Source organism: Rothia mucilaginosa, from assembly GCF_001061665.1.
Classification (GTDB): domain Bacteria; phylum Actinomycetota; class Actinomycetes; order Actinomycetales; family Micrococcaceae; genus Rothia; species Rothia mucilaginosa_A.
On record NZ_JVSP01000002.1, the window covers coordinates 212,591 to 225,121 of the forward strand.

A 12,531-nucleotide genomic window follows, 5' to 3' on the forward strand; every position below is an offset into this window, starting at 1 on the left:
GAGATGCAGTTTACGGGATGCGTTCTTTAGGGGAGACGTTCGAGCCTCTGGAAGGAGAAGTACATGGGGTTCTTCGTGCCCGACTCATCGAGCAGGTAGCCCTTCTCGCTCTTCTCCCAGGCTGTCTCGGAGACCGTCCGCCAGCACCCGTTCGAGGAGCCAGCCGCACAGTTACCCCTGGAGTCCGCGAGCTGCAGTTCGGGCGCTCGCGTATCGCCGGTAATCTCGTTACCTTCCTGGCAGTAGAAGAGGGTCCGCTCCACCGTCTCCACCCGACCGAAGGCGGGCAGGTCGGTGCGGGAGAGTGCCTCCGCGTAGACGGAGCCGCCACCAATAATCCAAGCATCAACCGCGGCGGTATCTGCGGGGGTAGCTTCGACCGGCGCACCCGCAGCGTCACGAGCCGCGTACAGCGCCGCATCCAGCGAGGGAACCCACAGTGCACCATCGCGTTCTTCCGCCTCGGTGACCGAACGGCTAATCACAATATTCGTGCGGCCCGGCAGGGGACGAAAACGCGGCGGGAAGGACTCCCACGTGCGGCGCCCCATGATGACCGGAGCCCCCAGGGTAACCGCCTTGAAGTGCGCCAAATCCTCCGGGGCGCGCCAGGGCATATCCCCCGCGCGGCCAATGACTCCGGCATCAGTTTGAGCCCAAATAGCACCCAGACAATACATCATGCCTCCTAGAGCTACCTGCAGTTAGACCGCAATCGGGGCGGCAATACCGGGGTGGTGCTTGTAATCCACCAGCTCGAAGTCTTCGTACTCGTAATCGAAAATAGAAGGCTTCTTGGTTTTAATAACGAGCTTCGGGTACGGGTAGGGCTCGCGCGGCGGGTAGGGGTTGCCCTCCGGGTCGGTGCCGTAGCCCAGCTGCTTCTTCACCTGCTCCAGGTGGTTCGAGTAGATGTGGCAGTCGCCGCCGGTCCACACGAACTCGCCCGGAACCATGCCGACCTCTTCGGCAATCAGGTAGGTCAGCAGGGCGTAGGAGGCGATGTTAAAGGGCACGCCCAGGAACATGTCCGCGCTACGCTGGTACAGCTGGCAGGAGAGCTCCTTCACGCCGTCCGGGCGCTCGTGCACGTAGAACTGGAAGAGCGCGTGACAGGGCGGAAGCGCCATGTTGTCCACCTCGACCGGGTTCCACGCCGAAACGATGTGGCGGCGCGAGGCGGGGTTGTTCTTGAGCGAGTCGATGACCTTGGCGATCTGATCGATCGTGCCTCCGTCGGGGGTCGGCCAGGAACGCCACTGCACGCCGTACACCGGACCCAAGTCACCGTTCTCGTCGGCCCATTCATCCCAAATGGTCACGCCGCGCTCCTGCAACCAGCGGACGTTCGAGGAACCGCGCAGGAACCACAGCAGTTCAATTGCCACCGACTTAAAGTGCACGCGCTTGGTGGTAATCAGCGGGAAGGAATCCCGCAGGTCGAAGCGCATCTGGCGGCCAAACACGCCGAAGGTGCCGGTGCCGGTGCGGTCGGAACGCTGAGCGTCGGCGGCGATGGCGTCCTTGTTTTCCTCCAGGATGTCGCGCAGAAGATCTTCGTACGGGGTGGGGATGGGTGTGTCGCTCATGATGAACCTTCGTGGTAGTCCGTGCGGGATGGCCGGGCGCGGTTTGTGCCGGGCCGTTTATCCATTGTAGAAGCGCGCGAACGCGCCGAGGAGTAAGAATCGGCGCGTTCGCGGTCAGAAGTTAAAAGCGGAGGGCTAGTCCAGGGCCGGGCGTACCCGCTCCACCGAAACGATGCGCGGGTTCTCACCCTCGGTCACCTGCAGCACCAGGGCATCGCCGGGCTCCAGGTAAGGGTCGGCGGCCGGCAGGATATCGGCAGGCGATCCCTCCCACAGGTGCTCGCCCAGAACCTCCATGACGATGGGCAGCACGGGGCGGTGCGTGCACAGCAGCGAGGGGGCGTCCTTCTCGAAGAGGGAGGCCACGGTACGGGTCGTGCGCGCCGGGTGACGCTGAGCGCCGGCCTCCGAGAGGGACTTCTTCTCCTTGACCGCCACGCCGTGCTCCACGGAGTAGGGGGTCACCGTCTGCAGGCAGCGTAGCCACGGCGAGGAGAGGATTCGGTTGGGCGCCCAGGCGGCGTACAGGCCGCTGGAGGCGAGGGCCTGGCGCTTACCGGTGCCGGCCAGCGGGCGGTCATCCTCGGCTGCGGCCCAGTGCGAACGCGGCTTGGCCTTCGCATGGCGGGCAATGATGACGGGGCGGGTGCGCAGCGCATCCGCCTCGCGCAGAGCCTCGAGGGAATCTAGCGGGCCCAGGTCATCACGGTTGGTCAGCAGGGCGCGGGCCACCTCGGGGGTCACCCAGCGAAGCTCGTCCACCTCACCCTCATCGGCCAGGGCGCGAGCGCCCTCGGGAAGCTGAGCGGACCAGTAGAAGACATCCTTGGGACGGCCGCCCACGGGGTAGGAGGTGACGGCCAGCGGCACGCCCAGGGTCACCTGCAGGCCCACTTCCTCACGAATCTCGCGGATTGCGGTTTCTGCGAGGGACTCGCCCGGGTCCTGCTTGCCCTTGGGCCAGGACCAGTCGTCGTAGTTGGGTCGGTGAATGATGAGCACCTCGAAGACATCGTCGCGCACGCGCCAAATCAGCGCGCCGGCAGCAACGATTTCTGCGGTGTTGGCGGGGGAACGGTCGACGCTGTTCACCGCGTCGAAGCGTCGGGCCGAGTAGTAGATGGAGGAGGAATCCTGCGGGGCCATGTCTCTCTAGTCCTTGGTGGTTGGGTCTGCACGGCGCGGTGGGAGCGCCGAGTTCCGCGTCTTATTGTACGGGAGAAAAACCACAACCTGTCACCTTGACGTAACCTTCTGTTCACCTTTGCGTCCGGGTTGCATCCGGGTTATGTCTGGGTGGGCGTGCGGGAACCGGCAAACCAAGGCAGGATAGCGAAGGAGCCCCGCTCCCACCGTACGGGGTGGGAAGCGGGGCTCCTCGTGGAAGGGGGGATACCGGCCTAGACCTTGTCCACGTTCTTACGCGAGCGCGAACGCAGGTAGTAGGACTGCACATCCTGCAGAGGCTTGCCCTCGCCATCGGTGTTGTGGCGGGTCCAGGTGCCGTCCGCGGCCAGATGCCAGGTGCGCGAAGAATCACTCATGTAGATGGTGAACATATCGAGCAGGTACTTGATGTGGCGCGGATCCTTGATCTGCACGAGCGCCTCGATGCGGCGGTCCAGGTTGCGGTGCATCATGTCGGCCGAGCCGATGTACACGACCGGATCGCCCGCATTCTCGAAGGCGAACACGCGCGAGTGCTCCAGGAAGCGACCCAGAACCGAGCGTACGCGAATGTTTTCGCTCAGACCGGGAACGCCGGGGCGCAGGGCGCAGATACCGCGCACGACCACATCCACCGGCACGCCCGCCTGGGAAGCGCGGTAGAGAGAGTCGATGACCGCCTCATCCACCATCGAGTTGCACTTGATCTGAATCTTGGCCGGCTTACCCGCCTGGTGGTTCTCAATCTCGCGGTCGATGCGCTCAATCAGGCCGCTACGCAGGGAGCGGGGTGCAACCAGCAGCGACTTGTAGCTGGTCTTCGGGGCGTAGCCGGAGAGCTGGTTGAACAGGCGCGAGACGTCCTCGCAAATCTGCTCGTCGCAGGTGATGATGCCCAGGTCCTCGTAGAAACGGGCCGTGGAGGGGTGATAGTTACCGGTGCCGATGTGGGCGTAACGACGCAGGTGGTTGCCCTCGCGGCGCACCACCAGGGAGAGTTTGCAGTGCGTCTTCAGGCCCACGATGCCGTACACCACGTGCACGCCGGCGCGTTCGAGCTTGCGAGCCCACGAGATGTTGGCCTCCTCGTCGAAGCGGGCCTTAATCTCGACCAGCGCCACGACCTGCTTGCCGGCCTCAGCGGCCTCAATCAGGGCGTCCACGATGGGGGAGTCGCCGCTGGTGCGGTACAGGGTCTGCTTGATGGCCTGCACGCGCGGGTCGGCGGCGGCCTGAGCCAGGAAAGCCTGCACACTGGTGGCGAAGGAATCGTAGGGGTGGTGCAGCAGCACGTCGTGGTCGCGGGCTGCGGCGAAGACATCCGCTTCCTTGGCGGTCTCGGCGGCGTTGAGCCAGCGGGAGGTGTGCGCAATGTGCTTGGGGTAGTGCAGCGCCGGACGGTTGGCGCGCACGATGGCACTCAGGCCACGCAAATCCAGCGGGGCCGGCAGGCGGTATACCTCGGACTCGTCGATGTTCAGTTCAGAAATCAGCAGGTCGAGGATGGTGGGGTTAATAGTATCCTCAACCTCCAGACGCACCGGCGGGCCGAAGCGGCGGCGCAGAAGCTCCTTCTCCAGGGCCTTCAGCAGGTTCTCGGCGTCGTCCTCTTCCACCTCGAGATCCTCGTTACGGGTCACGCGGAAGACGTGGTGCTCCACAACTTCCATGCCGGGGAAGAGCGTGTCGAGATGCTCCGCGATGATGTCCTCAAGCGGAATGTAGCGGCTCTCGCGGCCGGCGGTGTTGGCGGCGCGGGCACCGTCCACGGAGACCATACGGTCCAGCTGATCGGGTACCTTGACGCGGGCGAAAAGCTCCTTGCCGGTCTGCGGGTTGCGCACCAGCACGGCAAGGTTGAGCGAAAGACCCGAGATGTAGGGGAAGGGGTGAGCCGGGTCCACGGCCAGCGGGGTCAGAATCGGGAAGATGTCGCGCATGAAATCCTGGCGCAGGCGTACCTTGGCGTCGGTGTCCAAATCCTCCCAGCTCACGATGCGGATGTTCTGCTCCTCCAGGGCGGGCAGCACCTGCTCGTGGAATACCTTGGCGTGGCGCTCCTGCAGCTTGTGGGCGCGCTCGGCGATCTCCTCCATCTGCTCCTCGGGGCTCAGACCGGCGGCGGAGGGCACGGCCAGCCCGGTGGCGATGCGGCGCTTCAGGCCGGCCACGCGCACCATGAAGAACTCGTCGAGGTTGGAAGCGACGATGGACAGGAAGTTCAGGCGCTCCAGCAGGTACAGGTCCGGATCCTCCGCCAGCTCCAGCACGCGGGTGTTGAAGTCGAGCCAGCTGCTCTCGCGGTCGAAGAAACGCTCGGGGCCGAACTCTTCCTCCAGGCTGAAGTAGGATCGCTTCTCGCCCTTCTCGATGCGGTCGCCGCGGGAGTCCGCGCGCTCAATCTTGGAGATGTCGTTGCCGATGTGGATAACGCCGGTCATGGGCGCCGGCTCGGTGGGCTTGGGTTTGGGTGCCTTATTCAGACCGTTAGGGGCGGGTGCCATACTGTACTTCCTTTCCTGTGTAGTGGTTAGCTAAATCGGTGGGCGCACCCGCGGCGGCGCACCGGGGCGGGCCCGGCATGCAATGAGGCCTGAGCGGGCTCGCGTGCGGGAGGGCTAGGCGGCGTGACCGGAAGCGTACATGCGGTCCACCGTGGCCACGCTGAATCCCAACGAGGTGTACAGCGAGTAGGCCGCGGTGTTGTCGGCATCCACGTAGAGCTCGATGGCGTGCAGGGGCTCGCCCGATTCGTCGGCGGCCAACGCCAGGTAGGCCAGCGCTCGCAGGGTCAGGGTGCGGCCCAAGCCGCCTCCCTGCGAGTCGGGGTTCACTCCCACCACGTAGATTTCGCCGGCGGGGGAGAGCTCGCCCCTCACCTGCCCGGTCGGAATCTTGGTCCAGGTAAACGCAGCAATCGAGGCGTCGTCCTCCTTCTCGGAGGCGATGAAGAAGCCCTCGGGACGGAACCAATCGGAGCCGGTGCGCTCGCGCAAATCGGCCAGGGTGAGCTTGCCCTGCTCCGGGTGGTGTGCAAAGGCGGCCGCGTTGACCCGCAGCCAGGGGAACTCGTCCGCGCCCGTGTAGGTTCGCATCCGCAGGTTCTCGGGGAGGGCGCGCGCGTCGGAGCGTTCAACGAGGTCCTCGCGGGTTGACTCGTCCAGCGGCAGAACCATCTTGTACAGAACGCGCACCGGGCTGAACCCGTGCAGGGTCGCGAAGGCATGCGCGGGGGTTTCGATGCCGGTGTCGTTGGCGCTTCCGTGCACCCAGAGGCGGTATCGCACGGCGTCCTCCCCGAGCTGACGGACGGCGTGCTCGAAGAACGCGCTTCCCGCGCCGCGACCGCGGTAGGCGGGAGCCACGGCCGCCTCGATGACGCCGCCGTCCTCATCGGAGACGGGAGCGAGGGCCACGAAGGCGGCCGCGATGGTGCCGCCGTCCTCGGCCAGGAAGATGCGGGGAGGGGTGAGGGTGCGCTCGCGCAGGGCCTTGGTGAGTTCGATGCGGGTCTGCTCGGAGAACGCCGAGACGCCGTCGTGGAGCGCAACCTCGCGGGCAAAAGTATCGAAACGGTCCAGCAGCTCGGCGGTGAGTGCGGGTTCGGTGTAGACAAGGTCGGTTGAGGGAGGGGTTGTCTGACTGGTGTCCATCATTGCCTTCTTTCGTAGCCTTCCCTTTAACTCTACCGGGGAATATTGTTCTTTGAAGAGTTTGGTCTAGGTTACGAACGAATATGACGGGAACCGACCGTCCTACGCCCCTCGAGTGTCGGTTAACGGGTCGAGCTGAAGGAATATCCCACGTTGCGGACGGTCGAAATCATCTGCTCGTGCTCGGTGCCCAGCTTCGATCGCAGGCGACGCACGTGCACGTCGACCGTGCGGGTGCCGCCGTAGTAGGAATCGTAGCCCCAGACCTCCGAGAGCAGCTGCGCGCGCGAGAAGACGCGGCCCGGGTGCATGGCCATGAATTTGAGGAGCTCAAACTCCTTGAAGGTCAGGTTGAGCGCGGCCCCGGAGAGATGTGCCGAATAGGCCTGCGTGTCGATAACCAGGTTGCCGGCCCGGATGATGCGCTCCTGCATCGGCTCGTCCTGGGGCTCGGCCTCACTCACGATGGCCAGGCGCAGGCGGGCATCCATTTCGGAGGGGGAAGCCTGATCCGAAACGATGTCGTCCACCTGCCAGGAGGAGGCAACCGCCGCCATACCACCCTCGTTAAGAAGCGCGATGAGGGGGAGCTGTAGGCCGGATGCACGGAGCAGCTGGGCGCTGTGGCGAGCCTGCACGAGCGCGGTGCGGGCATCCAGTATGACCAGGTCAAACCCCTGATCCTCGAGGACCTTATGCGCCGTGTCGAGGGGGAAGAGCTGCACCCGGTGGCTGAGGAGGCTCAGAGAGGGAACGACGTCCTGAGCCGTGGTGTCGCTCAGAAGCGCAATACGGTACACGTTCTCTCCCTTCCTACACGTCACGCGGCGGTTTGATAAATCTCTTCTAGTGTACCCGCCCGGCCCCCAACCGCCGGGAGCGGCGCCCGCCTCAGACTAAGGACACCCCGCCCCGCCAGCCTCTCGTGCGCTCTTTCGCGCTGGGGCGTGTGGTAGCTTTAAGACATGGATAACAATCTTATGGCTCTCGAAGCTTTCTTCATGGTGCTGATGGCTATCATCTCCGTGTGCATCGCAATCGGTGCTTTCGCGGTGTTGCGCGGCCTCTTCAGCGGTCAGAAGTAATCTTCCGATAAGGGCAGAAGCATAAGCCTGACATAGGGCATTGGGCGGTTCGCGAGCCGCCCGCGCCAATGACGGCGTAAACCCCCGTCCGGGTTCATCCGGGCGGGGGTTTCCTATGCCTGTTTTCTCCGGTGGGCTACCGGCGGTAGGCTTCTGGGCCGCTGGCGAACTCGTAACATATCTCTATCCGTTGCCTACCCTAGCCGGTAAAATGTGGGTATGGCTATTGAAATTCCTTCCAACCTAACCCCTGAACTCGTTCCCTTTGCGTGGCTCCTCGGCACCTGGGAAGGCACCGGAACCATGTGGTACGAGGGTCAGGAAAACACCCCCTTCGGCCAGATTATTACCTTTGAGCAGGATGGCCTGCCCTTCATTGAGTACCGCGCCGAATCTTTCCTCCTCGACGACGAGGGTAAGAAGCTCCGTCCCATCACCGTAGAGACCGGCTTCTGGCAGATCGATCGCCCGCTCACCGATGCCGACGGCGGCTTCGGCATCGTGCCCAAGGACGTTGTTCCCGCCTTCGCCGACGCGGAGAGCGTCGAGACCCTGCGTAACGAGGACGACGGCTTCTCCCTGCTCGCAACCATCGCCCACCCCGGCGGTATCAGCGAGAACTACGTGGGCATGGTTAAGGGCCCGGTCGTGCGCATGCAGACCGGCAACCTGCTGCGCGACGAGATTTCCCACGAGTACGCCGGCTCGGTGCGCCTGTGGGGCCTGGTCAACGGTAACCTCATGTGGGACTGGGAGATTGCGGACGCCGAGGGCAAGCTGCACAAGCACGCTTCCGCCGAGCTGCGCAAGACCTCCTCGATGACCGGCGATTCCCTGGGAACTTCAATGTTCGGTTCCCTGGACGGCGAAGAGCCCACCGGCGAGCCTTCTGATAAGCCCGCCGCCGAATAGTTCGTGCCAATCATCAGAGCCTGCCCCGCTCCCCGGTGGGGTGGGTTCTTTTGCGTGAAAGGTATATTCTTCGTGACTGAATCTTTGACCGACCCGGTCCGGGCCGAACAGGACCGGACCGCACGCCTCGCAAGCCCCCTGCTTTCGGTGAGCGGGGCTTTCGCCGCCGGCGGCCCCGACGAGGGTGTGGCGGCCCACTACGGCGACCCCATCCACGAGCAGCGAGCTCTGAGCCGCGACCGTTCCGCCGGGGCGGACGAACCCCTGGTGGTGGTAGACCGCTCGTCCCTGGGTATCGTGCGAGTGACGGGCCCGGACCGCCTGACCTGGCTGACCTCCATCGCCTCGCAGATTCTGAGCGATATGAAGGCCGGCGATAGCCGTGAATTCCTGCTGTTGACCCCGCAGGGACGCATCGAGTACGCCCCCGCAGCCTTCGAAGACGGTGAGGCCCTCTGGCTCATCGTCGAGGGTGACCAGGCCGAATCCCTGGAGGAGTACCTCAACCGTATGAAGTTCATGTTGCGCGTCGAGATTCAGAATCTCAGCGACGAGTACGCGGTGCTCGAGACGAGCCGCGATCCCCGCGGTGCTGATGGAGTAGTACATCCGGCCCTGGCCGCGGCGCTCGCCGGTGCCTCCGCCGAAGGCCTGCCGGTGTGGGAGGACCCCTGGAATACCCCCGCCCCGGGTGGCTACCGCTACGACGAGGCCGGGGATGCGCACCCGGGAGCTGACTACGTGCGGTTCTGGACGATTGTTCCTCGCGGGGTGCTGAACGTCCTGGCGGAGAACCGCGAGGGCGTTCGCCTCGCGGGTGTATGGGCCGCCGAGGCCCTGCGCATCGAGGCCTGGCGTCCCCGCTACGGCACCGAGGTGGATGACAAGAGTATTCCGCAGGAGCTGGACTACTCCCGCACTGCGGTGCACTTCGATAAGGGATGCTACAAGGGGCAAGAGACGGTTGCGCGCGTGCACAACCTGGGCCGCCCGCCGCGCCGCCTGGTATTCTTGGACATCGACGGTTCGGAGCACACCCTGCCGGCCGTCGGTAGTGAGCTCTTCGTGGAGGGCAAGGCCCGCCCGGTTGGCCGTATCACTTCGGTGGCGCTGCACCACGAGGCCGGGCCCATCGCCCTGGCCGTCATTAAGCGTGGCGTTGATCCGAAGGCGCCCCTGCGCGCGGTAGACGGTGGGGATTTCCTGCCCGACGGGTCCCCGGCACCGGCCACGGAGTATGCGGTGGCTCAGACGACTGTGGTTTCGCCCGATTCGGGCGAGGTGGCGCGCCGCTCCCTCCCCGGCCAGGAGTTCTTGAAGCGTTAGAAACCGACTCTCTGTTCTTTCTGGAAGCGTAGAAACCGCTGAGGCGGGCACTCGCGATGGAGTGCCCGCCTCAGCGGTTTTGTGTACGGGGAGCGGCTTAGCGGCCGAAGAGAACGGAGGCCTCGTCCCAACGTTCCTGCGGAACGGACTTCAGGCCGTCCAGAGCCTCTTCCAGCGGCACGTACTTGACGACGGTGCCCTGGACCGAAACCATCTTGCCCCACTGCTTCTGCGCGACCATGTCCACGGCGCCCATGCCCAGGCGGGTTGCCAGCACGCGGTCGAAGCCGGTGGGGGCGCCACCGCGCTGGATGTGGCCGAGGATGGTGTTACGGGTCTCGATGCCGGTCATGCGTTCGATTTCGTGGGTCACGTATTCACCAATGCCGCCGAGGCGCGGACGACCGTCCTTCTCGGTACCCTTGTTGGCCATGACATCGTCGAAGCCCTCGGGGATGAAGCCCTCGGCAACAACGACCAGGGGAGAGCGGCCGCGGTCGTGTACCTCGGTGATCCACTCGGCGACCTGGTCCATGGAGACCTTGACCTCGGGAATCAGGATGGCGTGTGCGCCTGCCGCCATGCCGGAGTGCAGCGCAATCCAGCCGACGTGACGACCCATGACCTCTGCGACCATGCAACGGTGGTGCGACTCACCGGTGGTGCGGATGCGGTCCATAGCCTCGGTTGCGATGGAGACTGCGGTATCGAAACCGAAGGTGTAGTCGGTCGCGCGCAGATCGTTATCAATGGTCTTGGGCACGCCGATGACGGGCAGGCCGGCGTCGGCCAGGCGCTTGGCGCCGGCGAGGGTGCCTTCACCGCCGATGGCGACGATGGCGTCGATGCCGTGACGCTCCATCATGATTTCGATGTTTTCGGGGCCGCCGTTGGGGCCGTCGAAGGGGTTGGTACGGGAGGTGCCGATGATGGTACCGCCCTGGGCTGCCAGGCCGCGGACCTTTTGGCGGGGCAGATCCATGTAGTCGCCCTCGACGACGCCTCGCCAGCCGTCACGGAAGCCGACGAATTCGTAACCGTACTTCTTGACACCGTTGAGCACGGCACCTCGAATGACAGCGTTCAGGCCGGGGCAGTCGCCGCCGGAAGTAAGCAGACCGATCTTCATGTTGGCTCCTTGTGAATGTCTGCGCGTCGGGGGTGTGTTGCGCGCGTATATAACTATGGCCTCCACGAAGTCGGCACGCACGAAAGTGCCGCTCGGGAGGTCATTCTCTTGGTCTCTATTTTAGCGAGGTTTGGGATGTGTGGGTAGTGGTGGATTGGGGTGGGAATGGCCTCATTCCGGCATAAAAGTTCAGGTGCTTTACACCCTCAGCTGGCATATTTTGAGCGAGTGATTGCCGCATCCGCGCCCTGACAACGAAGAGAGGCCCGGGGCCTGCCTCCGCCGCGACGGTAGAGACAGGCCCCGGGCGCTCAAAAAAATATTTAACGATTCATGAAACGCACTCGCGAGAGGCGACTAATCGCGCGCACGACCCAGTAGTTCCTGCAGGCGGGCAACGCCCTCGGCCAGGTCATCATCTCCCAGGGCGTAGGACAGGCGCAGGTAGCCGCTGGGGCCGAAGGCCTCGCCGGGAACAACGGCAACTTCGGCCTTCTCGAGGATGAGCTCGGCGAGCTCGGCGCTGGTCTGCGGGCGTACGCCGTCGATTTCCTTGCCCAGCAACTCGCGAACGTCCGGGTAGGCGTAGAACGCGCCGGTGGGAACGGGGCAGTGCACGCCCTCGATAGCGTTAAGACCCTCGACGATGGCGCGGCGGCGGCGGTCGAAGGCGGCGTGCATGACCTTCACGTCGTCCTGCGGGCCGGTCAGGGCGGCCAGGGCGGCACGCTGGGCGATGTTATTGACGTTGGAGGTCATGTGCGACTGCAGGTTAGAAGCCGCCGCGATAACGTCGCGAGGACCAATCATCCAGCCCACGCGCCAACCGGTCATGGCGTAGGTCTTGGCCACACCGTTGAGGATTACGCAGCGATCGGCCAGCTCGGGCACAGCCTTCAGAATCGAGACCGAGTCGGCGCCATCGTAGGTGAGGTGCTCGTAGATTTCGTCGGTCAGGACGAAGATGCCCTTCTCCAGAGCCCACTGGCCGATGGCGCGGGTTTCCTCTTCGGTGTACACGGCACCGGTCGGGTTGGAGGGGGAGACGAAGATGAGCGCCTTGGTTGCGGGGGTGTAGGCTTCCTCGAGCTGCTCGACGGTGACCTTGTAGTGCTGGTCGCTACCGGCAAAAACCTCGATGGGGTTACCGCCGGCCAGGCGGATGCACTCGGGGTAGGTGGTCCAATAGGGAGCCGGCAGCAGAACGTCGTCGCCCTCGTCAATGACCGTGGCGAAGGCCTGGTACACGGCCTGCTTGCCGCCGTTGGTCACGATGACCTGGGAGGGATCGACCTCAACGCCGGAGTCGCGCAGGGTCTTGTCCGCGATGGCCTTCTTCAGCTCGGGCAGGCCGGAGGCGGGGGAGTAGCGGAAGTTCTTGGGGTCCTTCAGCGCTTCGTGGGCGGCATCCACAATGTGTGCGGGGGTAGCAAAGTTGGGTTCGCCGGCGCCGAAGCCGATGACGGGGCGTCCCTGAGCCTTGAGTGCTTTGGCCTTTGCATCAACGGCAAGGGTTGCGGAGGGTGCAATGGCACCGATACGGCTGGAAATGCGCGCCATGGGGGGCTCTCTTCTCTCTTATTGTGTGTAGCGGGGGCGAAACGCCGGTGAGGTCGTAGCCGGCGGGCCCGTTGGAGGGCGTACGGGTGCGTCACCTCGTACGTTCCTCG

Annotated in this window: 10 protein-coding genes; 2 read left to right on the plus strand and 8 right to left on the minus strand. The window is 64.5% G+C overall.

From position 1 onward, the window contains the following. Positions 1-26 precede the first annotated feature (26 nt). From ADJ95_RS01250 to ADJ95_RS01275, 6 genes are all read right to left on the minus strand, one after another. Positions 27-680, minus strand: a complete 654-nt coding sequence (locus ADJ95_RS01250; protein ID WP_049331814.1) for a dihydrofolate reductase — start codon at positions 678-680, stop codon at positions 27-29. 24 nt (positions 681-704) lie between these two features. Further along, positions 705-1,589, minus strand: coding sequence for a thymidylate synthase (locus tag ADJ95_RS01255; RefSeq protein ID WP_049331816.1), 885 nt, complete (start codon positions 1,587-1,589; stop codon positions 705-707). Between the two features lie 135 nt (positions 1,590-1,724). Continuing rightward, complete coding sequence (locus ADJ95_RS01260) at positions 1,725-2,735, minus strand: NUDIX hydrolase (protein WP_049331818.1); 1,011 nt, start codon at positions 2,733-2,735, stop codon at positions 1,725-1,727. Between the two features lie 254 nt (positions 2,736-2,989). Beyond that, positions 2,990-5,260 carry an RNA degradosome polyphosphate kinase gene (locus ADJ95_RS01265; protein WP_049331819.1) on the minus strand — a complete coding sequence of 757 codons (2,271 nt, stop codon included), beginning with the start codon at positions 5,258-5,260 and terminating at the stop codon, positions 2,990-2,992. A 114-nt stretch (positions 5,261-5,374) separates the two neighbouring features. Further along, a complete protein-coding gene (mshD, locus tag ADJ95_RS01270) occupies positions 5,375-6,409 on the minus strand; it encodes a mycothiol synthase (protein ID WP_152691686.1) in 1,035 nt (344 codons plus the stop codon). Positions 6,410-6,531: 122 nt separating this feature from the next. Beyond that, positions 6,532-7,209 (minus strand): winged helix-turn-helix transcriptional regulator, encoded by a 678-nt coding sequence (locus ADJ95_RS01275; RefSeq protein ID WP_049331822.1) that lies wholly within the window; start codon positions 7,207-7,209, stop codon positions 6,532-6,534. 504 nt (positions 7,210-7,713) lie between these two features. Between ADJ95_RS01275 and ADJ95_RS01280 the strand changes: the two genes are divergently transcribed. Continuing rightward, positions 7,714-8,406: an FABP family protein gene (locus ADJ95_RS01280; protein WP_049331824.1), complete on the plus strand. Its 693-nt coding sequence runs from the start codon at positions 7,714-7,716 to the stop codon at positions 8,404-8,406. Between the two features lie 72 nt (positions 8,407-8,478). Further along, positions 8,479-9,732 (plus strand): YgfZ/GcvT domain-containing protein, encoded by a 1,254-nt coding sequence (locus ADJ95_RS01285; RefSeq protein ID WP_049331826.1) that lies wholly within the window; start codon positions 8,479-8,481, stop codon positions 9,730-9,732. Between the two features lie 97 nt (positions 9,733-9,829). Here ADJ95_RS01285 and ADJ95_RS01290 read toward each other — a convergent pair whose 3' ends face one another. Both ADJ95_RS01290 and ADJ95_RS01295 read right to left on the minus strand, forming a co-directional pair. Further along, entirely contained in the window at positions 9,830-10,861 is a 1,032-nt protein-coding gene (locus ADJ95_RS01290; protein WP_049331830.1) for a 6-phosphofructokinase, read from the minus strand. A gap of 357 nt (positions 10,862-11,218) precedes the next feature. Beyond that, entirely contained in the window at positions 11,219-12,421 is a 1,203-nt protein-coding gene (locus ADJ95_RS01295; protein ID WP_049331831.1) for a pyridoxal phosphate-dependent aminotransferase, read from the minus strand. Positions 12,422-12,531: the final 110 nt, after the last annotated feature.